The sequence below is a fragment of the Massilia sp. YIM B02763 genome (genome assembly GCF_030412015.1).
GTDB lineage: Bacteria > Pseudomonadota > Gammaproteobacteria > Burkholderiales > Burkholderiaceae_D > Telluria.
Map to the genome: position 1 here is coordinate 95,404 of NZ_JASNRD010000013.1, position 25,685 is coordinate 121,088.

21 protein-coding genes are annotated in these 25,685 nt (G+C 68.9%); 14 read left to right on the forward strand and 7 right to left on the reverse strand.

Annotated features, from left to right (window positions below; translation table 11 throughout):
• Nucleotides 1-145: 145 nt before the first annotated feature.
• The 4 genes from QPK32_RS16985 (at nt 146) to QPK32_RS17000 (ending at nt 6,443) form a co-directional block, all read left to right on the forward strand.
• Nucleotides 146-2,752, forward strand: a complete 2,607-nt coding sequence (locus tag QPK32_RS16985) for a chemotaxis protein CheW (RefSeq protein WP_290413975.1) — start codon at nt 146-148, stop codon at nt 2,750-2,752.
• A gap of 89 nt (nt 2,753-2,841) precedes the next feature.
• Nucleotides 2,842-3,765, forward strand: coding sequence for a UV damage endonuclease UvsE (locus tag QPK32_RS16990; protein WP_290413976.1), 924 nt, complete (start codon nt 2,842-2,844; stop codon nt 3,763-3,765).
• 218 nt (nt 3,766-3,983) lie between these two features.
• Nucleotides 3,984-4,919 carry a bestrophin family protein gene (locus tag QPK32_RS16995; protein ID WP_290413977.1) on the forward strand — a complete coding sequence of 312 codons (936 nt, stop codon included), beginning with the start codon at nt 3,984-3,986 and terminating at the stop codon, nt 4,917-4,919.
• A 21-nt stretch (nt 4,920-4,940) separates the two neighbouring features.
• Entirely contained in the window at nt 4,941-6,443 is a 1,503-nt protein-coding gene (locus QPK32_RS17000; RefSeq protein WP_290413978.1) for an acetyl-CoA hydrolase/transferase family protein, read from the forward strand.
• 90 nt (nt 6,444-6,533) lie between these two features.
• Here QPK32_RS17000 and QPK32_RS17005 read toward each other — a convergent pair whose 3' ends face one another.
• The 3 genes from QPK32_RS17005 to QPK32_RS17015 form a co-directional block, all read right to left on the reverse strand.
• Nucleotides 6,534-7,664 carry a heparan-alpha-glucosaminide N-acetyltransferase domain-containing protein gene (locus QPK32_RS17005; RefSeq protein WP_290413979.1) on the reverse strand — a complete coding sequence of 377 codons (1,131 nt, stop codon included), beginning with the start codon at nt 7,662-7,664 and terminating at the stop codon, nt 6,534-6,536.
• A gap of 10 nt (nt 7,665-7,674) precedes the next feature.
• Entirely contained in the window at nt 7,675-9,774 is a 2,100-nt protein-coding gene (locus tag QPK32_RS17010) for a TonB-dependent siderophore receptor (RefSeq protein WP_290413980.1), read from the reverse strand.
• A gap of 149 nt (nt 9,775-9,923) precedes the next feature.
• Nucleotides 9,924-10,250 carry a hypothetical protein gene (locus tag QPK32_RS17015; protein WP_290413981.1) on the reverse strand — a complete coding sequence of 109 codons (327 nt, stop codon included), beginning with the start codon at nt 10,248-10,250 and terminating at the stop codon, nt 9,924-9,926.
• Between the two features lie 149 nt (nt 10,251-10,399).
• On the opposite strand from QPK32_RS17015, the gene QPK32_RS17020 reads away from it, so the two are divergent.
• Nucleotides 10,400-10,702 carry a hypothetical protein gene (locus QPK32_RS17020; RefSeq protein WP_290413982.1) on the forward strand — a complete coding sequence of 101 codons (303 nt, stop codon included), beginning with the start codon at nt 10,400-10,402 and terminating at the stop codon, nt 10,700-10,702.
• Between the two features lie 102 nt (nt 10,703-10,804).
• On the forward strand, nt 10,805-11,335 hold the full coding sequence (locus QPK32_RS17025; protein ID WP_290413983.1) for a hypothetical protein: 531 nt from the start codon (nt 10,805-10,807) through the stop codon (nt 11,333-11,335).
• Between the two features lie 284 nt (nt 11,336-11,619).
• Here the strand turns inward: QPK32_RS17025 and QPK32_RS17030 are convergent, their stop codons facing one another.
• Entirely contained in the window at nt 11,620-12,864 is a 1,245-nt protein-coding gene (locus QPK32_RS17030; RefSeq protein ID WP_290413984.1) for a serine hydrolase, read from the reverse strand.
• A 122-nt stretch (nt 12,865-12,986) separates the two neighbouring features.
• On the opposite strand from QPK32_RS17030, the gene QPK32_RS17035 reads away from it, so the two are divergent.
• Nucleotides 12,987-13,973 carry an LLM class flavin-dependent oxidoreductase gene (locus QPK32_RS17035; protein WP_290413985.1) on the forward strand — a complete coding sequence of 329 codons (987 nt, stop codon included), beginning with the start codon at nt 12,987-12,989 and terminating at the stop codon, nt 13,971-13,973.
• A 124-nt stretch (nt 13,974-14,097) separates the two neighbouring features.
• Nucleotides 14,098-14,376 carry a hypothetical protein gene (locus QPK32_RS17040; RefSeq protein WP_290413986.1) on the forward strand — a complete coding sequence of 93 codons (279 nt, stop codon included), beginning with the start codon at nt 14,098-14,100 and terminating at the stop codon, nt 14,374-14,376.
• A gap of 36 nt (nt 14,377-14,412) precedes the next feature.
• Here the strand turns inward: QPK32_RS17040 and QPK32_RS17045 are convergent, their stop codons facing one another.
• Nucleotides 14,413-15,003, reverse strand: coding sequence for an isochorismatase family protein (locus tag QPK32_RS17045; RefSeq protein WP_290414032.1), 591 nt, complete (start codon nt 15,001-15,003; stop codon nt 14,413-14,415).
• Between the two features lie 120 nt (nt 15,004-15,123).
• On the opposite strand from QPK32_RS17045, the gene QPK32_RS17050 reads away from it, so the two are divergent.
• Nucleotides 15,124-16,830, forward strand: a complete 1,707-nt coding sequence (locus tag QPK32_RS17050) for a M1 family metallopeptidase (RefSeq protein ID WP_290413987.1) — start codon at nt 15,124-15,126, stop codon at nt 16,828-16,830.
• Between the two features lie 152 nt (nt 16,831-16,982).
• Here QPK32_RS17050 and QPK32_RS17055 read toward each other — a convergent pair whose 3' ends face one another.
• Together QPK32_RS17055 and QPK32_RS17060 are read right to left on the reverse strand one after the other, a co-directional pair.
• A complete protein-coding gene (locus tag QPK32_RS17055; RefSeq protein WP_290413988.1) occupies nt 16,983-19,124 on the reverse strand; it encodes a TonB-dependent siderophore receptor in 2,142 nt (713 codons plus the stop codon).
• 117 nt (nt 19,125-19,241) lie between these two features.
• Nucleotides 19,242-22,010, reverse strand: a complete 2,769-nt coding sequence (locus QPK32_RS17060; protein ID WP_290413989.1) for a pitrilysin family protein — start codon at nt 22,008-22,010, stop codon at nt 19,242-19,244.
• A gap of 194 nt (nt 22,011-22,204) precedes the next feature.
• Here QPK32_RS17060 and QPK32_RS17065 point away from each other — a divergent pair, with 194 nt between their 5' ends.
• The 5 genes from QPK32_RS17065 to QPK32_RS17085 are packed head-to-tail and all read left to right on the forward strand — an operon-like array spanning nt 22,205 to nt 25,684.
• Entirely contained in the window at nt 22,205-22,759 is a 555-nt protein-coding gene (locus QPK32_RS17065) for a DUF882 domain-containing protein (RefSeq protein ID WP_290413990.1), read from the forward strand.
• 10 nt (nt 22,760-22,769) lie between these two features.
• Complete coding sequence (locus QPK32_RS17070; RefSeq protein ID WP_290413991.1) at nt 22,770-23,603, forward strand: hypothetical protein; 834 nt, start codon at nt 22,770-22,772, stop codon at nt 23,601-23,603.
• Nucleotides 23,600-23,917: a hypothetical protein gene (locus QPK32_RS17075; RefSeq protein ID WP_290413992.1), complete on the forward strand. Its 318-nt coding sequence runs from the start codon at nt 23,600-23,602 to the stop codon at nt 23,915-23,917. The genes QPK32_RS17070 and QPK32_RS17075 overlap by 4 nt, the downstream gene beginning before the upstream one ends.
• Before the next feature lie 18 nt (nt 23,918-23,935).
• The gene (locus QPK32_RS17080; RefSeq protein ID WP_290413993.1) at nt 23,936-24,343 is read left to right on the forward strand and encodes a nuclear transport factor 2 family protein; all 408 of its coding nucleotides are present in this window, start codon (nt 23,936-23,938) and stop codon (nt 24,341-24,343) included.
• 30 nt (nt 24,344-24,373) lie between these two features.
• Nucleotides 24,374-25,684, forward strand: a complete 1,311-nt coding sequence (locus QPK32_RS17085) for a M20/M25/M40 family metallo-hydrolase (RefSeq protein WP_290413994.1) — start codon at nt 24,374-24,376, stop codon at nt 25,682-25,684.
• Nucleotide 25,685: the final 1 nt, after the last annotated feature.

Below are 25,685 nucleotides of genomic sequence, written 5' to 3' on the forward strand. Positions count from 1 at the left end.
GGGGTCAGAGTCCTGATTTTGGAAACAACCTCTTAGCCATTTCCTAAAACCGGACTCTGACCCCGGTTTGTGTTTTCGCAAATATGTAATGACGGCTGGCACGACTATTGCTTAACAGAAAGTAACTCCTTTTACTTTCCAAGCAATGCGCGCCAACCAAGATTCGCTGCTGGACTCCTTCCTGCCCCACATGCCCGACGTCGGCCGCTACCAGGCCGCGCTGCGCGAGCTGCACCAGACCTGGCGCCTGATCGAGGCGTCCGCCAAGATGAATTGCCCGGCCGAGGCGCGCATGCTGCTGCCCGCCGTCGTGGCCACGCGCACCAACTTGGGGCAGCTGGAAGAGGCGCTGGTCGCCAAACTGGTGTCCGAAAAGGTGCAGCAGGTGCTGGGCGAAGCGGCCACGCGCGCCCAGTACGCGCTCGACCTGCTTGTACGCAACCTGTTCGAACGCACGGCCGACGTCGGCTTCCTGGCGACCGACGTCGACCTGTGCCGCTTCGCCGCCGGCCTCGATGACGACCACGAGCGTGCCCAGGCCCGCCTGGCCGCCTACCGCGACAAGTACACGGTCTACGACGACATCCTCGTGCTGGCGCCGGACGGCCGCGTGCTGGTGCAGGCCGATGCCGGCGCGCACCTGGCCGCGAGCGACGACCCGCTGGTGGCGCAGACCCTGCAGGCGGACGGCTACCTGGAAACCTTCCGCGCCACCGACCTGCGACCCGGCCAGGCGCGCGCCCTCGTGTATTCCCAGGCGATGCGCCATCCGGAGACGAACGTGCCGGCCGCCGTGCTGTGCCTGAGCTTCCGCTTCGAGCACGAGATGGCCGCCATCTTCGCCGCCTACGGCGATCGTGCCGGCCGTGCCAACATGCTGCTGCTCGATGCCGAGCGGCGCGTGATCAGCAGCGCCGATCCGCTGTGGATCCCCGCCGGCGTGCGGGTCCCGGCCCCGCCGCAACAGGCGGATGGAGATGCGCAGAACGACGGGCAGCAAGCGCACGTGCTGCTGTTCGCCGGCCGCGCCTACCTGGCCAGCATCTTCGCGAGCGGCGGCTACCAGGGCTATCCCGGCCCGGCCGGCTGGACCAGCCAGGTGATGGTGCCGCTCGACCTCGCGTTCGACAGCGCCCGCGCCGGCAGCGGCGGCATCGACGCAACCGAGCCGCGCCTGCTGCAGGGATTGCTGTCGCATGCGGACAGCTTCAATCCCGCGCTGCACGCGCTGCTGTCCGCCGTCACCGCGGCCACCCACGGCATCAAGCGCATCGTCTGGAACGGCAAGGTGACGACCAGCGTCGAGGCGCACGCCGGCAACGGGGGCAACGAGAGGCACGACAAGGGGGACGGCGGCGCCGCCCGCCTCGGGACGATCCTCGACCAGATCACGGAAACCGGCCAGCGCAGCGACGCCGTGTTCTCGCGCTCGATCCGCGACCTGTACCGCACCGTGCTCGCCTCGAGCATGCGCGCGGCCGAATTCACCTCGCAACTGCTGGTCGACATGCTCGACCGCAGCCTGTACGAACGCGCCAACGATTGCCGCTGGTGGGCGCTGGCGAGCCAGCTGCGCCACGGCCTGCTCGATGCCGATGCGGCGCGCCGCGCCCAGGCGATCGGCGCGGTACTCAAGACCATCAATGCGCTGTACACGGTGTACAGCCGCCTGTTCGTGTACGACCGCAGCGGTGTCGTGATCGCCGCCACGGGCAGCCAGGACGTGGTGGGCGCGCGCATCGACGGCGGCACGCTCTCCAGCGTGTGCAAGCTGCGCGATCCGGGCGAGCACCACGTGGAGCCGTTCGCGCCGTCCGCCTTCTACGGCGGCCGCCCGACCTTCATCTACCACGCGGCGATCCGCGACCCGGAACGCGAGCAGGCCGTCGTCGGCGGCATCGGCATCGTGTTCGACGGCGCCACCGAATTGGCGAACATGCTCGCCAGCGGCGTGGCGGGACGGCCCGGCATGCATGCGTTCTTCTGCGCGCCGGACGGCCGGGTGCTGTGCAGTACCGATCCGGCGATCGGCGCGGGCACGCCGCTGGGGCTGGAACCCGGCCTGCTGGACGCGGCCATGGAAGACGGCGCCAGCGTCTCGCGCATCGTCACCTGGCGCGGCCAGTACTGCGTGGCCGCCTGCACGGCCGCCAGTGGTTACCGCGAATTCCGCGCCGGCGCGCACCGCGAGGAACCGGTGCTGGCCGTGCTGCTGCAGACCTTCGGGCTGCTGCGCGACGATGCCGCCCTCGATGCCGCGCTGGAGCCCGCGCGCATCGAATCGGTGCCCGAAGGCGGCCGCGCCGTCGCGCTGTTCCACGCCCAGGGCGCCCTGATGGCGCTGGACGCCGCCTGCGTCGTCGAGGCGGTGCCGTTCGCGCGGGTGAAAAAAGCGCCGGGGCCGGATGCGCGCATCGGCATGCTCGACATCGACCTGCCCGGCCAGCCGCGCGCCTTCGTCTGGGTGTTCGACCTGGCGCGCCTGATGGGCGGCCGCGGCGCCGTCGCGACGCCGCACAGCCAGGTGCTGCTGGTGCGCAAGGACGGGCGCGCCGTCGGCCTGCTGGTCGACGACGTGCACTCGGTCCAGCAATTCGATGCCAGCCAGTCGGCGCCGCTCGGGCTGGCGGGCGGCACGCGGCCGCTGTCGAAGGGGTTGATCAAGGCGAACGGCGGCGCCGTGCTGATCCAGGAACTGGACATCGGCACGATCTTCGCCGCGCTGCTGGTGTCGAAGGAAGCGACGGTCTAGGCACACGCTGAGTTGCAGCGCGGCACTGGTTTGACGGCCTACGCGATTCGTCGGACCATGGAGCCAACGCCAACGCTCATGTCGCTTCCATGTCCGCATTACCCCGCCCCGCCCTCGGCCTCGTCTGCATCACGTCGTCGAAGGATGTCCGCTACCGCACCGTCACGCGCAAGCGCCTGCTGGAGCAATCCGACGCCGGCCAGCGCAAGATCCTCGACGACATCTACCGCGACAACCTGCAGACGCTGGACCGCGCGCTGCAGTACTGCCAGTGCGAAGGCATCCGCCTGTACCGCATGCCGTCCTCGATCTTCCCCTTCTTCGACGAGGACATCGGGCGCGAGGTGATGCGGCCGCTGGCCGGGGCCATGGCAAGGACCGGTCGAAAGGCCACGGCGCTCGGCATCCGCCTCGTGATGCACCCGGACCAGTTCGTGGTGCTCAGCTCCGACTCGCCCGACGTCGTCGCCAACAGCGTCAAGATCCTGCAGATGCATGCCGACATCATGGACCTGCTGGAGCAACCGCGTTCCCCCTGGGCCCTGCTCGAGATCCACGGCGGCAAGGCGAACCGCAGCGACGCCCTGGTCGAACGCATCGCGGCGCTGCCGGAAGCGATCCGCACGCGCCTGTGCCTGGAGAACGACGAATACGCGTACAGCGCCGCCCAGATCCACGACGTGTGCGTGCGCAGTGGCGTGCCGATGATCTTCGACGCCCACCACCACGTCGTCTGCGAGGGCCTGTCCAGCTACGACGACCCGAGCGTGGCCGAGATGCTGGCCAAGGCGCGCGCCACCTGGGCCGATCCCGACCACCAGCTGGTGCACATCTCGAACGGCCGCGAAGGCTTCAACGACCGCCAGCACTCGGACCTGATCTCCGTGATGCCCGCCTCGTACGAACGGGCGCCGTGGATCGAGATCGAGGCCAAGCTGAAGGAAGAGGCGATCCAGGGCCTGCGCCACTGGCCCGCGGGCCGGACGGGCCATATCAACGACCCGGCGCCATGAGCCCATGCATATCGTGCATGGCCGCGATCAGCAATAAGAATTAGTCATTTCGCGGCCCGGCGCGCAGAATGGGGCCGGCCATGCAGACCCGCCAAAAGGCGGTCGCCGCACCAGTGTGTCTGGTGCAGAATATGGTCGTCCACGTTCGTCCAACTACCGATGCCAGGTCCGAATCTCCACGCTTCCGATCGTTCCAGCCACCGCCCGCGGGGCCGTGCATGATCGTCCGCGACCGTCCCACGCCGCTGCGCCTGTTCCTCGCCGTGCGCGGCTCGATCCTGCCCAGCATCTGGAAGAGCGTCGCCGTCACCACGCTGCTGGCCGTCGCCGTCACGGCGATGCATGGCACGATCGACGGCATCAAGTTCTCGCTGGCGGCCTTGCCGTTCACGCTGATGGGCCTGCCGCTGGCGATCTTCCTCGGTTTTCGCAACAACTCGGCCTATGCCCGCTACTGGGAAGGCCGCATGCAATGGGGCGAGCTGGTGCTGCGCAGCCGCAGCCTGGCGCGCCAGTGCCTGTCGCTGGTCGATGCCGGCCGGCCGTTCGCGGCGGAGGGCACCGACCCGCGCACGCGCATGCTGCGCCGCGCGATCGCGTATGCCCATGCGCTGCGCCACCGCCTGCGCGGCGGCGATGCCGGCGCCGACGTCGCGCCCTGGCTCGCACCGAGCGAGTGGGAACGCGTGCGCATGCTCCCCAACCTGCCGCACGCGCTGATGCTGGAGATGGGCGCCGACCTGGCGCTGTGCCTGCGCGAGCGGCGCCTGGACGCCTGCACGGCGCCGGCGCTGGACGCGACGCTGACGGCCATGACGGGCGTCGCCGCCGCCTGCGAACGCATCCGCGGCACGCCGATCCCGTTCTCCTACACGCTGCTGCTGCACCGCACCGCCTACCTGTACTGCTTTTTCCTGCCCTTCGGCCTGGTCGACACGATCGGCTACGCCACCCCGCTGGTCACGGCCATCGTCGCCTACACCTTCTTCGGCCTGGACGCCCTGGGCGACGAGATCGAGGAACCGTTCGGCGAATCCGACAACGACCTGCCGCTCGAGGCCCTGTGCCGCACGATCGAGATCGACGTGCGCATGGCACTGGGCGAACGCGACCTTCCCCCACCGCTGCAGCCGGTGAACTACCGGCTCGGCTGATTCATAACGATAGAGACGACCATGACACAGGACTACCAGGATCGCATCCGCCACGCTCCCTTGCGCGAACGCGTCACCACCGCTGCCGATGCCGCCAGCTGGATCAAGGACGGCATGACCGTCGGCATGAGCGGCTTCACCCGCGCCGGCGACGTCAAGGTGGTGCCGGCCGCGCTGGCCGAGCGCGCCCGCCGCGAACCGATGAAGATCACGCTGCTGACGGGCGCCTCGCTGGGCCACGACACCGACAAGCTGCTCACCGAGGCCGGCGCGCTGGCGCGGCGCATGCCGTTCCAGGTCGACCCGGTGCTGCGCGCGGCCATCAACCGCGGCGAAGTGATGTTCATCGACCAGCACCTGTCCGAGACCGTCGAGCAGCTGCGCAGCCGCCACATCAAGCCGGTGGACGTGGCCGTCGTCGAGGCGGTGGCGATCACCGAGACGGGCGCCATCGTCCCGACCACGTCGGTCGGCAACAGCGCCAGCTTCGCGATCCTGGCCGACAAGGTCATCGTGGAGCTGAACCTGTCGCAGTCGCCGCACCTGGAAGGCCTGCACGATATCTGGATCCCGAAGAAGCGCCCGATGCGCGAACCGGTGCCCGTGATGTCGGTGCAGCAGCGCGCCGGCGTGCCGTTCATCGAGATCCCGCCCGAGAAGATCGTCGCCGTCGTCATCTCGGACCAGCCGGACAGCACCTCGTCGGTGCTGCCGCCGGACGCGGACACGCAGGCCATCGCCGGCCACCTGATCAAGTTCTTCGGCGACGAGATCGCGGCCGGCCGCCTGACCCATTCGCTGCTGCCGCTGCAGGCCGGCATCGGCACCATCGCCAACGCCGTGCTGGCCGGCTTTGCCGACAGCCCGTTCTCGCACCTGACGATGTACTCGGAGGTGCTGCAGGACTCGACCTTCGACCTGTTCGACGCCGGCAAGCTCGATTTCGCGTCCGGCTCGTCGATCACGCTGTCGCCGCAAAAGTCGGCGCAGGTGTTCGGCGACTTCGGTCGCTACCGCGACCGCCTGGTGCTGCGTCCGCAGGAAGTGTCGAACCATCCCGAAGTCATCCGGCGCCTGGGCATCATCGCCATCAACACGGCGCTCGAGGCCGACATCTACGGCAACATCAACTCGACCCACGTGGGCGGCACGCACATGATGAACGGCATCGGCGGCTCGGGCGACTTCGCGCGCAACGCCTACCTGTCGATCTTCGCGACCAAGTCGTTGGCCAAGAACGGCCACATCTCGTCGATCGTGCCGATGGTGTCGCACGTCGACCATACGGAGCACGACGTCGACATCATCGTCACCGAGCTGGGCCTGGCCGACCTGCGCGGCCTGGCGCCGCGCGAGCGCGCCGACGTCATCATCGAACGCTGCGTGGCCGAGCCGTACAAGGACCTGCTGCGCGCCTACGTCGCGGAAGCGAAGACGCGCGGCGGGCAGACGCCGCACGTGCTGGAGAAGGCGTTCGGGTGGCACGAGCGCTATCGCGAGACGGGAAGCATGCTGGAGGGTTGACCTGAAACACCGTCGTCCCTGCGCAGGCAGGGACCCAATTTGGCGTCGTCGCGATGAAAAAATTGGGTCCCTGCCTGCGCAGGGACGACGTTACAGGTACTTCACCCACCCTTTCCCGCTCTCCCGCTTGTACCGCCCGAACGCCCTCGTCGGCCAGTACAGCGCCGCGGCCAGCCCCGCCGCCAGCACCCACACTTCCCACACGTACATCAAGTCCACCCGCTCCGCGCCCAGCAGGGCCGCGGCGAGGCGCTGCATGGCCAGCAGCGCGTACAGGTGCAGCAGGTAGTAGAACAGGGGCGCCCCGCCGAACACCCCGCAGGCGCGGGTGAAGGCGTTGTCGGCGCGCTCCAGCCACGCCAGCACGGGCAGGCCGCAGCCCAGCGTCAGCAGCAGGAAGTCCAGCGACGGCGGATACTTGGTGAAGTTCAGCCACGCCATCGCCGTATGCAGGGCGTCGTCCTGGGCGCGCCACGGCAGCGGCTCGCCGTAGACGTTCCACGTCCGCAGCACGGCCAGCAGCGCCAGGCAGGCGGCGCCGGCCAGCAGCAGCCGGCGCTGGCGCAGCGACGGCGCCATGGCCCGCGCATACAGCGGGCCGCACGCGTAGCCGAGCAGGATCACGCCGATCCACGCCAGCACGGGATAGCTGACCTTCACGCGCGGCGCGCCGTCGGTGAGGAAGCCGCGCTGTTCCAGGACGGTCCAGGCATGAGCCGCCGCGCTGCCCGGCTCGAAGGCCACCCCCGCCAGCGCGTTGTGGCCGCCCACGATGGCCAGGCCCAGCGCCGCCAGCACGGCGAGGGGCAGCCGGTGCAGCAGGGCCAGCGCCAGCATCGCCAGGCCGATGGCCCAGATCACCTGCAGGTACACGGTCGCGGGCGCGAACGTGCCGGTCCAGGCGAAGTTCACGGCCACGATCTCGAGCAGCACGAGGAACAGGCCGCGCCTGGCAAGGAAACCGCCGGCCGGCCGCGCGCCGCCCGGCGGATGGGCGTACAGCCAGGCCGACAGGCCGGTCAGGAACACGAACATCGGCGCGCAGAAGTGCGCGGCCAGGCGCGAGAAGAACAGGCCCGGGCTGGTCGCCGCGACGTCCATCGGGTCGCTCACCTGGTGCTGCAGGAAGAAGGTTTCGCGCACGTGGTCGACGGTCATCAGGAGCATGACGAGGCCGCGCGCCACGTCGATGGAGAGGATGCGTTTGCTCGAAGGGTTCACCGGCGCTCCTTCAGAACCGCAGCGAGGCCGTGGCCGTCAGCGTGCGCGTGCTGCCGGGCGCCACCCACAGGCGGCTGTAGGCGCTGGCGTAGTAGCGGCGGTCGAACAGGTTGTCGACGTTCAGCGCGAGGCGCCAGCGCGGCTGCGGCATCCAGGCGGCGAGCAGGCGCGCCGTCGTGTAGGCGGGCAGGCGGAAGTCGCTGGAGGCAGCGACGTCGCCGAACCGTTCGCCCACGTAGGTGATGCCCGCGCCGATCGAGGCGCGCGCGTCGCCCGCCACCAGCAGCACGTTGCCGCTCTGGCGCGGCACGTTGGGGAAGCGGCTGCCCGTGCGGATGGTGTTGTCGCCGTGCGTGACGCGCGCATCGGTGTAGGCATAGGCGGCCGACAGGCGCAGGCCGCGCCGCAATTCGCCGGCCACGTCGAGCTCGACGCCCCTGCTGGCCACCTCGCCGGCCGGCAGCGCGTAGTCCGTGTTGACCGGGTTCGTCGTCAGCACATTGCCCTTCTCGACGCGGTACAGGGCCAGCGTGCCGGAGACGCCGCCCGGCACGTCCAGCTTGGCGCCGATCTCGTGCGAGCGGCTGTCCTCGGCCGGAAACGCGGTGTTGTCGATGCCGATGCCGCTGTTCGGGCGGAAGCCCTTCGCCGTGCTCGCATACAGCGCCAGCGCGTCGGTCGGTTGCCACACGAGGCCGGCGCGCGGGCTGGTTGCGCTCAGCGCCTGGCGGTTCACGGTGCCGGTCCGGTAGTTCGCGACGGTCTGGCGGTAGCGGTCGTGGCGCAGGCCCACGAGCGCCTTCCAGCGCGGCGCCAGGCTCACCTGGTCCTGCAGGTAGAGCGCATGGGCGCGCTGCGCCTCGCTGGTGTCGATCGACAGCGCCAGCGGCGCGGCCGCGGCACCGTACACGGGCGCGAACACGTCGATGGCATAGGGATTGGCGGCCGACGGATTGCGGCGCAGCTGGATGCGGCGGTCGTCGAAGCGGTAGCCGTCCACGCCCAGCAGCAGCGCATGGCGCATGCCGGCCGTGGACACGGTGCCCAGCAGCTCCAGGCGCGCCGAGCGGTCCTCGGCCGAGAAATCGCGATGGCGGCGCTGGCGGCGCAGCGTGCGGCCGTCCGCCAGCAGGTCGTTCGCTTCGGTCGAATAGCCGTCCAGCGCACTGTCGCGCCAGGCGGCGCCGCCCTGCAGCGACCAGCCCTCCGCCATCACGTGCTGCACGAATACCTGGTGGCCCGTCGAGCGCACGGTGGTGCGGCCGTCGCCCGGTTCGCCGAGGAAGCGCTCGACGGGCACGGCGCCCAGCTGCATGCCGATCGCCGGGATGCCGCGGTCGAACGGCGCGCGCTGGCGCGTCGCCTCGATCTCGTAGGTCACCGTGGTATCCGGCCCCGCCAGCCACAGGAACGAGGGCGCCGCGTAGGAACGGTCGACCTGCACGGTCTCGCGGAAGCTGCCGCCTTCCTGGTGCGCCACGTTCAGGCGGTAGGCGACGCTGTCCGTGACCGGCCCGGTGAGGTCGGCGGCGGCGCGGCGGGTGGCGTGGCTGGCCAGCGCCACGTCGATGCCGTACTGCGGCTTGAAGCGCGGTTTCTTGGTCAGGATGTTGACGGTGCCGCCAGGCTCGCCGCGCCCGTACAGCGCGGACGCCGGCCCTTTCAGGATCTCGATGGCCTGGGTGCCGGCGACGTCGCGCATGCCGTTGTAGCCGCGGCTGGAACTGAAGCCGTTCACCATGTAGTCCGAGCCGAAGTTCGGGTCGCCCGTGAAGCCGCGCATCGCGTAGCTGTCCCACAGCCCGCCCAGGTCGCTCTGGCGCGCGATGCCGCTGGCCAGTTCCAGCGCCCCCGCCAGGCTGGTCACGCCGGCGTCCTCGAGCAAGTCATTGCCGAGCGTGCGCACGCTTTGCGGCAAGTCCCTGGGCGCTGTATCGGTCTTGGTGGCGCCGGCGACCGCCAGCGTGCCGTAGGGGGAACGCTTGCCGTTGATGACGACGCTGTCGATGGCGTCGGATTGCGCGAGCGCCGAAAGGGGAAAAGCGGGAAAAGCGCCGGCGAGGAGCGCCAGGCACGGTAATGCACGGTATTTCATGTCGATGGATGTCATCTGTCTTCCTGTCCTGCATGGCCGCGCACGGCATGGCGCCGCCGCTGCGCGTCGGAAGGCGCAGCGGCGCTCGCCGCGGGCGCGGCAACTGGTCGTGGAACGGCCACCGCGCGGGCGGGCGGCCGCCGCGCGCGATGGCGCGTCGAACGTTACGGGTGCGGGAAGACGGGAGGCGCGTGCGGCGGGGGGCGCAGCCAGCCGAGGGCCGGCACGGCCTGGCTGGCGCCGCTTGCCGGCGCCAGCGCGTGCAGCAGGTGCCAGACGAACGGCGCCAGCGGCAGCGCGGCGTCGGGCGGCGCCGCCAGCGGTTGCGCATGCAGCGTGCACGCGACGCAATGCTGCGATTTGGCGGACAACTCGTGGTGGTGCTCGGTCGCGGCCAGCATCTGCAGCAGGAAGACGAGCGTCGCCAGCCACACGAGCACGCGGCCGCGCGCGGAGGCGGGTCGGTACTGGCGGAAGGAAAAGGCGTTCATCGGCTGCGTTGCATGATGCGTTGTGCGGAATCGGCGATTGTACTGCAGCGTCGCGGCACCGCATGGATTTCCGCCGCAGGCGCGCTATGATGGAACGGTGGCCGCCGGCGCATCCGCACGGGCGGGTCTTTCACGGTGGGGAGAATGGCATGCAAGGCATCGAAGACGGTTCGACCATCCGGGCCCCGCTCGCGCGGGACATCGTGCGCATCGTGCTGGGCACCGCGGTCCTGCTCCTGGTGCCGCTCGTGGCAATGCAGTTCACCCGCCAGGTGGATTGGGGGCCGGGCGATTTCCTGGCCGCCGGCGCGCTGCTGGCGGGCGCCGGCTTTGCCTGGGTCGGCGTGGCGCGGCGCGTGCGCGCGCCCGGCCGCCGCGCGCTGATGAAGGCCGGCGTGTTGCTGGCGTTGCTGCTCGTCTGGGCGGAACTGGCGGTCGGCATCGTGTCCTGATCGCCGACGGATAAAAAAACACCAGCCCGCGGGCTGGTGTTTTTCTTCATGCATCGCAGGGCCGGCATGCCGGCCCGTCGCGATCAGTAGCCGCGGCTGCCGGTGCCGCCGCTAGTGCCGCTGGTGGAGCCGGTACCGGTGGTGCTGGTGCCGCCGGTGGTGGTGCCCGTCGAGGTACCGGTGCCGGTGGCGCTGGTGCCCGCGCCGGAACCTGCGCCGGTGCTGTTCATGCCGCCTGCCGAGCCGCTCAGGCCGCTGCCCGAGCTGACGCCGCCGGCGCCGGTGCTGCCGCTCATGCCGCTGCTGCCCGAGGAGCCCGAGCCCATGGTGCCGGTAGCACCGGTGCCGGTGGCACCGCTGCCGGTCGCGCCGGTGCCGGTGCCGCCGCTGCCCGTGCCCATCGAACCCGCGCCGCTGGTGCCGCTGCTGCCGCTGGTGCCGGACGTGCCGGTGCCCATCGAGCCGGACGAGCCGCCGGTGGACGACCCGCTACCCATCGAGCCCGACGAGCCGCCGGTGGACGAGCCGCTACCCATCGAACCCGACGAGCCGGTCGAGGAGCCGGAACCCATCGAGCCGCTGGAGCTGCTACCCGAGGAGCTGCCGGATTTTTTCTTGCCTGAATGTTTCTGAGACGAGCCGGTCGACGATTGATCCTGCGAAGAGGCACTGGAGCCGGTCGACGAGCTGGTTTGCGCCTGTGCGTTCACCGCACCCAGCATTGCCATGGCAACCGACGCACCCATGAGACCTTTCAGCAATTTATTCATCTTCATGTCGTTCTCCTAAGTTGTATATGGGGCAAAAAGCTCAACAATATCAAGTAGATATCGAGCGAAGAACAAGTTTATGACGGTCGCGGCAAAGGGTGCGCGCGGTAGCCGGGAGGAAAATATATGCTGCGCCGCAGCAGCCGCTCATTCCGCGACCGCGGCGCCGATGCCGGCGGCACGTGCGGCCAACGTCCCCAGCGCGGTGTACAGCTCCAGCATGCGGCTGGCGTCGTCCGGGTAGACGCGGTTCGACAGGAGCACGTAAAAGCTGCGTGAGCCCGGATCGATCCACAGCACGCAGCCGGTAAAACCCGTGTGGCCGAAGCTGCCGACCGGATACAGCGTGCCGCGCGGTCGCACCGCGTACGGCGAATCGATGTCCATGCCCATGCCGCGCAGCGCCAGCCCCGGCGGCGATTGCGCGGTCGTCAGCAATTGCACGCTGCGGGGGCTCAATACGCGCACGCCGTCCAGTTCTCCGTTGCGCAGCACCATGCGCGCAAAGCGCGCCACGTCGTGCGCCGTCGCGAACACGCCGGCCGATCCGGCCACGCCATCCATGCGGCGCGCGGTCGGGTCGTGCACGATGCCTTGCAGCACTTGTCCTGGCGTGAGATCGGTATGCGCGCTCGCCGTACCCGGCTGCGGCCCCTTCTGGGTCGGCGCGATGACGGCGCGCGCGACGCCGCGCCGCAGCGGCAGGTAGCCCGTATCGCGCATGCCCAGCGGTTCGTAGAGGCGCGTGCGCACGAACGCCTCCAGCGGCATGCCGGATACGCGCTGCACGATCTGGCCCAGCAGCACGTAGTTGATGTCGGAATACCGCAGCAGCGTGCCCGGCGCCTGCGTCACCGCCGACGTGCAGGCAAGCACGTGGCCGGCCGCATCGCCGTGCCAGGCCGGCCTGGCGGGCAGGCCCGACGGCAATCCGGAGCTGTGCGTCAGCAGGTGGCGGATCGTGATCGCGTCCTTGCCGCCGTTCGCGCATTCGGGAAAGACGTCGACGAGGCGCGCATCGAGGTCCAGCTTGCCTTCCTCCGCCAGCATCAGCACGGCGGGTGCAGTGGCCAGCACCTTGGTCAGAGACGCCGCGTCGAACACGGTATCGCGCCGTACGGGCGTCGCGTCGTCGTAGCTCAGCGTGCCGTAGGCCTGCTCGTAGGCATCGCCGTCGCGCTCGAGGTGGAACACGGCGCCCGGCAGCTTGCGCCCGGCGATGGCCTGGCCGATGGCGGCATCGATCGCGGGAAAGGTGGACGCATCGAGGGCAGCGGCGGGCCGGCCGGGCGGCGTGCGCGGCGTGGCGCACGCGGCGGCGAGCCCGGCAATACAGGCAAGGGCGAGCAGGGTGCTGCGCTGGCGCGGCAGGCGGATCGGGAACATGCGCATGGACGGGACTGCTTGAAGGAAAGGCCATCATAGCAGGGCCCGGCACGGACGGGCGCCGTCATTACGGAGCGGAAAATCGGGGTCCGTGCACGCGAAACATGGGATCGGCGTATGATTTCCGCATGATCCCATTCTCGATACTCGACCTCTCCCCCATCGCGGAAGGCGGCACCGCAGCCGACTCCTTCCGCAACTCGCTCGACCTTGCCCAGCACGGCGAGCGCTGGGGCTACAACCGCTTCTGGTTGGCCGAACACCACGGCATGCCGGGCATCGCCAGCGCGGCGACGGCGGTGCTGATCGGCCACGTGGCCGGCGGCACCTCGCGCATCCGCGTGGGCGCCGGCGGCATCATGCTGCCGAACCATTCACCGCTCGTCATCGCGGAACAATTCGGTACCCTCGCCTCGCTGTATCCGGGCCGTATCGACCTGGGCCTGGGCCGCGCGCCCGGCTCGGACCAGGCGACCGCGCGGGCGCTGCGCCGCAACCTCGCTTCCGATGCGGACGAATTCCCGCAGGACGTGGTGGAACTGATGGATTATTTTTCCGAGTCGCCGCGCCGCCACATCCGCGCCGTGCCCGGCGCCGGCCTGGACGTGCCCGTCTGGATCCTCGGTTCCAGCCTGTTCGGCGCCCAGCTGGCGGCGGCCCTCGGCCTGCCGTACGCGTTCGCCTCGCACTTCGCGCCGCAGATGATGATGCAGGCGATCGAGATCTACCGCGCCACCTTCCGCCCGTCGGCCCAGCTCGACAAGCCTTACGTCATGCTCGGCTTTAACGTGTTCGCCGCCGACACGGACGAGGAAGCGCAGGTGCGCGCCACCTCGATGCAGCAGGCCTTCGTGAATTTGCGCACGGGCCGCCCGACCAAGCTCAAGCCGCCGGTCCCCGGCTACTACGACCTGCTGGGCACGGCCGAGCGCACGATGCTCGACTCGGTGCTGTCCTGCTCGGCGATCGGCTCGCCCGAGACCGTCGAACGCCAGTTGAAGGCCTTCATCGAGCGCACCGGCGCGGACGAGCTGATGATCACGGCGCAGATTTACGACCACGACGCGCGCCTGCGTTCGTACGAGATCGCGGCGGATATCCAGCGCAAAGGCTGAATGCGGCGCTGAACATTACAGCGCGTGTCATCGGTGGCCTGGCGCACATCCGTTCGTGCGGAGTGCGCCTACCCTGTTCTCATGACGGCGGCACATGCGCGCCGTGACGAACAGGAGAATGACGATGAAAGCAATGAAGACAATGGCCATGGGCGCCGCGGCGCTGGCGCTCGCATGCGCATCGGCAGGCGCGCTGGCCAAGCCCGGCTGCCTGAAGGGCGCGGCGGTCGGCGCCGTCGGCGGCCACTTCGCCGGCAAGCACGGCGTCATCGGTGCCGCGGCCGGTTGCGCCGTGGGCCACCACATGGCCAAGAAGCAGGAAAAGCAAGAGCAGCAGCAGGCGCAAGCCCAGGCGAATGCCCAGGCCCAGCAGAGTCAGCAGCAGGCACCGGTCCGCAAATAAGCTCGCAAATAAGCCGCGGCGGCGCCTGGAGCGACATCAGGCGTCGCCCGTCCCGGCCTGGAACGCGTCGATCAAGGCACGCGTCGAACGTACCTTCCCCACCACCTTGAACGTGTTCTGGCAAGCAAACTCGTGCGCCTCGGCCTGCATGCCGCTCATCGCGTCCTCGGCGAAGACGAGGGCGAATCCTTGGTCGAAGGCGGCCCTTGCCGTCGACTCGACGCCGAAATTGGTGGCGATGCCGCCCAGGATGATGGTCTCGATGCCGCGCCGGCGCAGCAGCTGCTCCAGGTTGGTGCCGTAGAACGCGCCCCACTGGCGCTTGGTGACGACGATGTCGGTGGCCTGCACCTGGGCGTCCGACGAGAACTGGATGGCTTCCGGCGGCGGTTCCGGCGTGCCGGGCTTCTTCATCGGATTGTCGGCCGGCAGCGCCAGCAATTCACCCATCAGCACGCGCACGAACACGACCATGCCGCCGCGGTTGCGCATCTCGTCCGCCAGCAGCACGCAATTGCCGACCACCCGGTCGGCCGGATGCGGCGCCAGTTCGCGCGTCGTATTGAAATTCTGCAGGTCGATCAGCACCAGGGCGGTGCTGCCGATATCGATCTTGACATCATCCATGTTCAATAACCCTCCTTGGTCTCCAGTATCGGGCAGCGGCGGAATCGATGGCGCGCATTTTCATCCGCTTCGGGTTTCCTCTGTGATAGATTTCTCAAGATCATCAACAGCGGAGTGTCCATGAAACGATTCGCCCTGGCCGGCATGAGCGCCCTGCTCGCCGCCTGCGCCACCACCCAGCCGCCCCTGACCGCGACCACCGTCGGTTCCGGCGCCGTCCGCAGCGCAGACCAGCAGGCGCTGGAATTCGACAAGGCCGACCTGAAGCTGCGCATCGAGCCGGCGACGAAGAGCATCCAGGGCGACGTGCTGCTGACCTTCGGCACCCGTGCCGCCGTCGACCGCATCGAACTGGACCTGGACCGCAACCTGCCGATCGAGGCCATCGACGTGGACGGCCAGCCGCTGCCCGCCAACCGCTGGCGCAATCCGGACGGCAAGCTGACGGTCGAGCTGCCGCGGCGCCTGGAGCCCGGCAAGCAGACCACCGTCCGGGTGCGCTACCACGGCAAGCCGCACGTGGCCAAGAAGGCGCCGTGGGACGGCGGCTTCGTATGGTCGACCACGCCGGACGGCCAGCCCTGGGTGGCCAGCGCCGTACAGGGCGAGGGCTGCGATCTGTTCTGGCCCTGCATCGACCACCCGACCGGCAAGGCGAAGGTCGTCGAGGAACACCTGACGGTGCCGGCGCCGCTGGTCGCCGCCGGCAACGGCGTCGCGCTGGGCATGGACACGAAGGATGGCTGGAACACCTGGCACTGGCGCACGAAGAACCCCAGCACCTACGGCATCTCGATCAACGTCGGTCCGTATAAACTGCTGGAGGGCGACTACAAGAGCCGCTACGGCAATACCATCCCGCTGCGCTTTTATTACCTGCCGCAGAGCGAGGCGCAGGCGAAGGAGTTGTTCGCCGAATTCCCGCAGATGCTGGACTTCTTCGAATCCACCATCGGCCCCTACCCGTTCGGCGACGAAAAGATGGGCGTGGTGGAGACGCCGCACAAGGGCATGGAGCACCAGACCATCAATGCTTACGGCAACAAGTACGCGAAGACGGCCTACGGCTTCGACGAGCTGCTGCAGCACGAATTCGCCCACGAATGGTTCGGTAACCAGTTGACCAACGCGGACTGGGACGATATGTGGCTGCACGAGGGCCTGGGCAGCTATATGCAGCCCTTGTACATGCAGGTGCTGCGCGGCGACCAGGAATATTTCGCCCTGCTGATAGCGTCGCGCGCCGGCATCCGCAACAAGAAGCCGATCGTGTCCGGCACGCCCAAGCTGGAAGAAGACGTGTACGACGAGAAGAAGGGGCCGGGCCAGGACATCTACGTGAAAGGCTCGCTCGTCATGCACACGCTGCGCGGCCTGGTCGGCGACGACGCGTTCTTCCGCTCGGTGCGCGAGATCGTCTACGGCACGCCCGATCCGCGTCCCGGCAACTTCGCGCCGCGCTACGGCACCACCCGGGAATTCATGGCCATCGTCAAGCGCAACGCCGGCCGCGACCTGGACTGGTTCTTCCAGGCCTACCTGTACCAGGCCGCCCTGCCCGACCTGCAGGCCACCCGCAGCGGCGATACCCTGCAACTGGCATGGAAGACGGAAAAGGACACGCCGTTCCCGATGCCGGTCGAGGTGCGCGTCGGCGCCAAGGTGGTCACCGTGCCGATGACGGATGGACGGGGCAGCGTGGCGCTGCCGGCGGGAGCCAGCTACACGCTCGATCCGCATTCGAAGGTGCTGCGGCGCGAGGAGCAGATCGAGCGGTATCAGCAGTGGCGGGAAGAGCAGCAGAAGAAGACGAAGCCGAAAAACTGAGCGCCGTCGTCCCTGCGAAGGCGGGGCCCCATACTGAGCAACAGGAATCCGGTATGTCGGAAGTTCTTCTGATGTTTCCAAGGTACCGAATTCGGACGTTCAGCATGGGTCCCTGCCTTCGCAGGGACGACGTTGCTTAAAATAGCCAGGTTTCAGAACGCCGTCTCCAGCGTCGTCCTCAGCTTGATATTCCCCGGATACCTCCAGCTGCGCTTCTGCACCCCCGCCACCGGATCGATGTACTTCACCTCGAACCCGTCGTCCTCGCGCAGGATGTTCGCCAGCGCCACGCGCAGCTGCACCGTCGGCGCCATCTTCCACACCGCATACGCTTCCAGGTCGCGCCGCGCCGGCAGGTAGGTGGCGCGGTCGATGCTGCTCGAGACGGGCGCCGCGGCGCGGAAGGCGAAGCTGCCGCCGGCCGACCAGGCGCCGCCCTTCCAGTCCAGGCCCACGTTGGCCGTCAACGGGATCTGCTGCTCCATGCGGTTGTCCGGTCCGGGCACGTCGTCCACGCGCGACCAGTTGCGGGCGACGTTCGCACGCACATCGAGCGCCAGGGCCTTGATCGGGAATTTCGTGTCCAGCTCCAGGCTCCTGCTGTCGGCGCGGCCCACGTTCTCCGGCATGAAGATCCAGCGGTAGCCGTCGAAGTAGACACGGTTGCCCGTGTAGTTGCCGATGCGCCGCCATGACGTTGCCAGCGATACCATCGCGCCCTCGGCCCAGTAGTGTTCCCAGGCCGCGTCCACGCCCCAGGCCAGTTCCGGCTGCAGGCGCGGATTGCCGATGTAGTCGGCCTCGGTGGCGTCGTTGTTTTCCCAGGTCTGGCGGCGCGGCAGCAGGTTCGCCAGCTCGGGCGCCTTATACGTGCGGCTGACGGCCAGGCGCAGCTGGTCGCCCTTGCTGCCCGGGACCTTCCACAGCACCTGGGCGATCGGGCTCCAGACGCTGGAGCGCACGCGCGTGGTGGCGAAGGTGTTGCCGGCGGCGTCCGTGCGGATGCCTTCCCAGCGCGTGCCCAGGTACACGGACCAGGCCTGGTCGAGCGTCCACTCGTCCTGCGCATACAGCGCCAGGCGCGCCAGCCGGCCGTCGGAGAACTCGTCGGCCGGCAAGGTCGGCGGCAACGGGCGCACGGCGTCGCGCTCCGTGCGCGTCTCGTCGCGCCAGCGCATGCCGCCGTCCCAGCCGGCCGCCAGCACGTGGCCGCCGTCCAGGGTCTTCGTCAGCTTGCCCGTCGAATCGACGCCGCGCTCGCGCCCCTTCAGGCGGATGCGCTGGTCGGTGGCGGGACGTCCCGCCGCGTCGTCGCCGATGCCGGCGCTGTCGCTGTCCTGGTGCGCCCCTTCGATGCCCACCTTCGCCTCCAGCTTCGTACCGGAATCGAAGGCATGCGTCCAGCTCAGGTCGGACTTCAGCGTCGCGTTGTCGCTGGCCACGGTCGAACGCAGGTCCGGCACCTGCGGCGGCGCACCGATCGCCGTGGCCACCAGCGCATGCGCATGGTTGCGGAAGCGGTTGCCGTTGACCAGCGTTTGCCAGGACAGCGTATCGCCGCCGTCCAGCGTCCATTCCAGCTTGGGATTGATGCTGTAGCGGTTGATGTGCCCGTCCTCGGCCACGTCGGTACGGCGCAGCAGGTCGACGCTGCCATCCCGCCGCGTATTGTCCTGGAAACCGAAGAAGTGCCGGTCGAAGCTTTCGTGGTTGACGTTGGCCGCCAGCGCATAGCCGCTGCGCTCCCCCGTGCCGGACAGGTCCAGCGTCGCGCTCGGCCCCTTGAAGTCGCCGCCCGCCAGGTAGCCCAGCTTGGCCTCGCGCTTGGGCTTGGCCCTCGACTTGCGCGCGCTGCGCAGCACGATATTGATCGTGCCGGCCACCGCCTGCGTGGAGAACTCCGCCGTGGGCGCGCGCATGACCTCGATGCGCTCGACCGTGTCCGGCGCCAGGTCCTCGAGCGAGAAGCCGGGCGGCGTGCGCTGGCCATCCAGCAGCACCTGCGTGTAGCCGCTGCCCAGGCCGCGCATGCGCACTTCGACGCTGCGCCCCGTGTTCACCACGGTAACCCCGGGGATGCGCTTGAGGACATCGGGCAAGGACGTATCGCCATAGCGCTCGATGTCCTCGCGTCCCACGACGAGCTTCATGGCCGTGTCGTCGCGGCGGGCGTCGTAGTCGGCCGCCTTGCCCTTCACTTCGACCTGCGGGGTCGCCTGCTGGGCCATGGCCGGCCCGACGACACCGGCCGCGGCCAGCAAGACACATCGCGATGCAGTGGAAATACCGACCATGCTGCGCCTCCTCGGAGTGGAAAATAGCTGTTATTGGAACAACCATATTCCATACCGAAGTAGTATGCAACGTTTTTATGGAAGTTTTTTTACCACTTTGTAGCAATCGAGATTGCGTCATTCGCGCAAACGCCCTTCCGTATCGATCCGGCGCACCTCGCCCAGCTTCAAGGCGCGAATGTCCCCTTCGATCTTCGCCAGGTCGCCCACGACGATCCACACCGGCTGGCGCGGCAGGATGAGGCGGCGCGCCAGCGCATCGATGCCGGCCGGCGTCTGGGCCGCCACCCGCGCCGCATAGGTGTCGTAGTAATCGTCCGGCAGGCCGTACTGCAGGATGGTCGCGTAGGCATTGCTCAGCTGCGCCACGGTCTCGAAGGCGCCGGGCAGGCCCAGCGTCTCGTTGGCCTGGGCATCGGCGAGTTCGCGTGGCGTGACGGGACGGCTGCCGGCGATGGCCGCGTATTCCCCGGCCAGCTCGCGCAGCGCGGCGGCCGTGCGGTCGGTCTGCACGGGAGAGGCGCTGTACAGGATGCGCTGGCCCACGGCCTGCACGAGCGTCGAGCCGACGCCGTAGGACCAGTGCTTGTCCTCGCGCAGGTTCATGTTCAGGCGCGCGCTGAAGGTGCCGCCGAACACGTCGTTGAGCAGGTTCAGGGGGATCGTGTCCGGCGACGCGCGCGGCGGCGCCAGCTGGGCGGCCACGATCTCGCTCTGCAGCGCGCCCGGGCGGTCGATCAGGTAGACCGTGGTGCCGGCCGGCTGGGCCACCGTCGCCACGTGCTTCGCCGGCACCGTGCCGGGCCGCCAGCCGCCGAAGGCGCGCTCCAGCTGCGGCAGCAGCGCGGCCAGCGTCGTGTCGCCCACGACCAGCAGCGTCGCATTGCCGGGCTTGAACCAGGCCGCGTGCCAGGCCGCCAGGTCGGCCCGCGTGATCTGCGCCACCGCTTCCTCGGTGCCGCTGCCCGTGAGCGGCAGCGCATACGCGTGGCCGCGGCCGTAGACGAGCGCCGGCAGCGCGCGCAGGGCCATCGCGCGCGGCACCGTCTTCTCGCGCTGGATGCCGGCCAGGCGCAGCGCGCGCTGGCGCTCCACCTCCGCCGCCGGGAACGACGGATGCAGGGCCAGGTCCGCATACAGGTCCAGCGCCCACGCCAGCGTCGGCCGCAGCACGTTCATGTTGACGAAGGCGCCGTCCAGGTTGATCGTGGTACCGAACGAGGCGCCCAGCGCTTCCAGCGCGCGGCCGATCTGCAGCGCGTCGCGCGTGGCCGCGCCGGCCCCGCCCGTGCCCTCTTCCAGCATCCGCAGCGCGAAGCTGGCCAGGCCCGGCTGCCGCTGGGAGTCGGACGCGAAGCCGGCATCGACCATCAGCGACAGATTGATCACGGGCGCGCCGTGGCGCTCGGCCAGCACCACCTTCAAACCGTTCTTCAGCGTCGCCTTTTGCATGGGCGGCAGCGCCAGCGTTTCCGGGCCGCCCATGGGTGGCCCCTGGCTGCGGTCGAGCGTGGAGGCGCTGGCCGACAAGCCGGTCGGGAACGGGTCGACCTGCAGCACGAAGTCGCCGTCCGCCAGCCACTCGCGCATCGCCCGGCGCACGCTGTCCGGGGTGGCGGCGCGGATGCGCCCGGCGTACGTCTTGTAGCAGTCGGGCTGGCCCGTGAACACGGCGCAGCGCGCCAGCACGTCGCTCTTGCCGCCGAAGCCGCCGACGCGCTCGAGCGCGCGCGCCTGCCCGGCCAGGATGGCGATGCGGGCGCGCTGCAACTCCTCCGCCGTCGGACCGTGCGCGAGCAATGCCTGCAATTCCTCGTCGGCCGCGCGCGCCATGGCGGCCGTGTCGGCGCCCGGACGCGCCGTCAAGTTGATGCCGAACTGGCCGGCGATCTCCTCCGATTCGTCGCCAGCGAAGGCCGACGTCGCCAGCTGGTCCCTGACGACGAGGCGCTGGTACAGGCGCGAGGCCTTGCCGCCGCCCAGCACCTGGGCCGCCAGGTCGAGCAGCGCTTCTTCCGGCGTGTCCGCGCCGGGCACGTTCCAGATGCGGTAGATGCGCGATTGCGGCACGCGGTCCTGCACCTGGGCGCGGTGCGTGCCCGTGCGCCTGGCGATCCAGGCGCGCTGCTTCGCCAGCGGCGGTCCCGGCGGGATGTCGCCGTAGTAGCGCTCGACCTTGGCGCGCGCCTGCTGCGGCGTGATGTCGCCGGCCAGCACCAGCACGACGTTGTTCGGGCCGTAGTGGCGCTTGAACCAGGCCGTCACGTCGTCCATGCTCGCCGCGTCGAGGTCGGCCATCGATCCGATCGTGGTCCAGGAATACGGATGGCCGCGCGGCCAGGTGTTGTCGGCGACGAGCTGTTCGACGACGCCATAGGGCTGGTTCTCGCGCTGGCGCTTCTCGTTCTGCACCACGCCGCGCTGCAGGTCGAGCTTCTTGCGGTCGAGCACGGGCAGCAGGTGGCCCATGCGGTCGCTCTCGGCGAACAGCGCGTAGTCGAGCATGGAGGCCGGCACCGTCTCGAAGTAATTGGTGCGGTCCTTGTTGGTGGTGCCGTTCAGGTCGCGCGCGCCGATCCCCTCCAGGGCGGACAGGAAGGTCTTGTCGAAATGGGCGCTGCCGGAAAACATCAGGTGCTCGAACAGGTGGGCGAAGCCCGTCTTGCCCGGCTGCTCGTCCTTGGAACCCACGTGGTACCAGGTATTGACGGCCACCACGGGTGCCTTGTGGTCTTCGTGCACGATGACCGTCAGGCCGTTCTTCAACACGAAGCGTGTGTAGGCAATGTCGGGCGTCGGGACATCGACGGCGGGAGCGGCTTGCGCGCCAGCGCCATGCGATTGCACGACGAGCCACAAGCCCAGCAAGCAAGCCAGTACACGCATGGGTTCTCCCTGGAACGATCCATTCAAACAGGCTATTGTAGGCGCGATGCCTGCGTACCCGATGCACGCCTGTCTGCAAGAAATGTTGCAGCGGCTTGTAGTTCTGGACTGACATCCTCCGGAGGCGTGGTCTGTCTGCATGATCCCGCCATGGGGCGTATGATGCGGACTTAGCCACCAGCAAGGACAGCCTCATGAATCAACGACGCTCCTTTCTCAAAAGCTCCGCCGTTCTCGCCTCGGTGCTCGGTGCGCCGGCCGTGGTGAAAGCCAAGTCGGTACCGGCCGCCGTTGCCGCCGCACCGGGAGAACGCATCCTGCGCCTGTACAACACGCATACGGGCGAAACGACGCGCAGCGTGTTCTGGGCCGAGGGCCAGTTCATCCCCGACGCCTTGCAAGACATCAACAAATTGCTGCGTGACCACCGCAACAACAAGGTGGCGGAAATCGATCCGCAATTGCTGTTGCTGCTCGACCGTGTCAGCGCGAAATTCGGCGACCATCCGACCATCCACGTCATTTCCGGCTACCGCTCGCCGGAAACGAATGCGAAATTGCACGAGAACACGAGCGGCGTCGCCAAGCACAGCCTGCACATGGACGGCAAGGCGATCGACGTGCGCATCCCTGGCCAGGACCTGGCCAAGCTGCACAAGGCGGCCATGGCCGCGAAGGGCGGCGGGGTCGGCTACTATCCGGACTCGCAATTCGTCCACATGGACGTCGGCCGCGTGCGTTACTGGTAAGCGGCCGACGATGCGCCGGATCTTGTCGCTGCTTGCCTCCCTGCTGCCTGCTGTCGCCTTCTCCCAGGTGCAGCAGTCGGCGCAGGAGGCGCCGCCGGCCGCGGCCGTCGTGCCGCCCGCCCAGACGGTCACCGTGACCTCCACGCGCGATCCGGTCGACAAGTCCTACCGCAAGATGCTGCACGGCATGGAACGCTTCGAACGCCAGCACGGCCTGGCGCCGAAGGCATCGCTGCGCTTCCGCCTGTTGCCGCGCACGCCGCGGGTGGACATGAGCGGCATCACGCTGCGCGTGGTCGGCGACGGCATCACCCTGCCGATCCCCGTCGCGCCCGACAATACCTTCACGCTGCCGCGCAACGAGCAGGCGCTGCGCGAGGACGCGGCCGTGATCGCCAACCGCAAGACCACCAGCATGACCTGGCGCGCCCAGGTGATCACGCCCGGCCTGCCGCCCGACACACGCCGGCTGGGCGACCTGCGCCTCGAATGCCTGGTCGGCGTGGAGGCGGGCCTGGTGTCGAACAGCTCGCCGCTGTTCGGCTGGATCGCGAACGTGCTCACGAGTCCGGAGCAAGTCTGCAACAGCCCGGACGGCAATTTCCTGTTCTTTACGGAGCGCCCCGTGTTCTCCGTGACGCTGCGTGCCGGCGCGCGCACCGAGATCCTGCCCTTCCGCTTCCTGTACGCGGGCGGCGAACAGACGCGCGACATGCTGCAGTACTGCGATTGCCAGGTGCTGCTCGACCGCACATATTACGCACCGATCTGGGACAGGACCTGGCCCGACGACACGCTGGTCAGCTTCGACTACATGGATGACGCCGCGGAGGCCGCGCCATGAGCCGCCTGTTCGCCGCCGTCCTCATCGTCGCGGCCCTGGCCGGCTGCGCCACCCGTTCGCAGGCGCCGGGCACGCTCGTGCAGCAGCAGCGCTTCAACCAGCTCGTGGTACCGGGCAAGACCACGCGCGCCGAGCTGCTGGCCGCCTTCGGCCAGACCCGCAACGTCGTGTTCGACAGCGGCATGGAAGCCTGGGTCTACAGCACCGACGCTGGCAACGGCCGCACGGCCGAGCTGGTGCTGCTGCTGGACCGTGCCGGCGTGGTGCGCAAGATGCGCACGCGCCCGCCCTATCCGAGCGATCCGGCGCCCTGAACGGCGATGCGTGGCAGAATGGAAACTTTCAACCCAGCCACCACCGCCATGCACGATTCTCCCGAAGCCGTCGTCCAGCGCCAGCTCGACGCCTACAATGCCCGCGACATCGACGCCCTGCTCGCCACCTATGCGCCGGATGCGCGCCAGTACGAGCATCCGGGCAAGCTGCTCGCGACCGGAGCGGCCGAGATGCGCGAACGCATGGCCGTGCGCTTCCAGGAGCCGAACCTGCACGCGCGCCTGCTGCAGCGCGCCGTGATGGGCAATATCGTCGTCGACCATGAGGAAGTCACGCGCACCTTCCCCGATGGAACGGGCACCGTGAACATGGTGGCGGTCTACGAAGTGGTCGACGGCCGGATCGCCAGCGCCTCGGTGCAGGTCAGCAACAAACGCCTGCATGCGGCTGCCGAATCGGTGTAAAGTCGAGCATCATTATTTTTTGGAAAGATCATGATGCGCAGGACGATCGTCGCGGCCATGCTCGCCGCAGGATGCGTAGGGGCGGCCGCCGCCGATGAGCTGAGCCCAGTCGAACAGCGCATCGTCGCCGAGGTCAAGGCCCATTCGCCGCAGGCGCTGGCCCTGCTCGAGCAGAGCGTCCTGATCAACAGCGGCACCATGAACACGCAGGGCGTGCGCGCCGTCGGCAAGCTGTTCCGCGACCAGTTCGACGCACTCGGTTTTTCCACCCGCTGGATCGAGCTGCCGCCCGAGATGAAGCGCGCCGGCCACCTGGTCGCCACGCGCGAGGGCAGCCAGGGCAAGCGCCTGCTGCTGCTGGGCCACCTGGACACCGTGTTCGAGCCGGGCAGCGCCGTGCCCATGTGGCAGCGCAACGGCGACCGGATCCGCGGCCAGGGCGTATCCGACATGAAGGGTGGCGACGTCATCGTGATCGAGGCGCTGCGCGCGCTGAAGCAGGTCGGGGCGCTCGAGAACACGAGCATCGCAGTGATGTTCACGGGCGACGAGGAAGAAGCGGGCAATCCGAAGAGCGTCTCGCGCGGCGACATGGTCGCGCTGGCCAAGCGCAGCGACATCGCCCTGAGCTTCGAGGGCAGCATCATCGACAAGGACGGCCTGGCCACGGCTACCGTCGGGCGCCGCGCCACGGCGAGCTGGGAGCTGGACGTCAAGGGCAAGCCGGGCCATTCCTCGACCGTGTTCGGCGCCAACGGCTACGGCGCCGTGTACGAGGCGGCGCGCATCCTCGACGCGTTCCGGCGCGAGGTGGCCGAACCGGGCCTGACCTTCAACCCCGGCCTGATCGTGGGCGGCACCGAGCTGACGGCCGACGACGCCGCCTCGCGCGGCACCGCCTTCGGCAAGACCAACGTCATCGCGGCCGGGGCCAGGATCAAGGGCGACCTGCGCTACCTCGACTATGCCCAGCGCGACCGCGCCCAGGCGCGCATGCAGGCGATCGTCGCGCAGAGCCTGCCGGGTGCCAGCGCCACCATCGCTTTCCACGATTCGTATCCGCCGATGGCCGTCACGCCGGGCAACCTGAAGGTGCTGGAAGCGTATTCGCGCGCCAGCCGCGATGCGGGGCTGGGTCCGGTGGGCGCCGTGCCGGCCGAGGCGCGCGGCGCCGGCGACGTCCAGTTCGTGGCCCCGCTGCTCGACAGCCTGGACGGCCTGGGCGCCAACGGCAACGGCGCCCACTCGCCGGACGAGGACCTGGACGTCGGCTCGATCGAGCGGGGCGCGATCCGGGCCGCGCTGCTGATCTATCGCCTGACCAGGCCAACCTCGCGCTGAA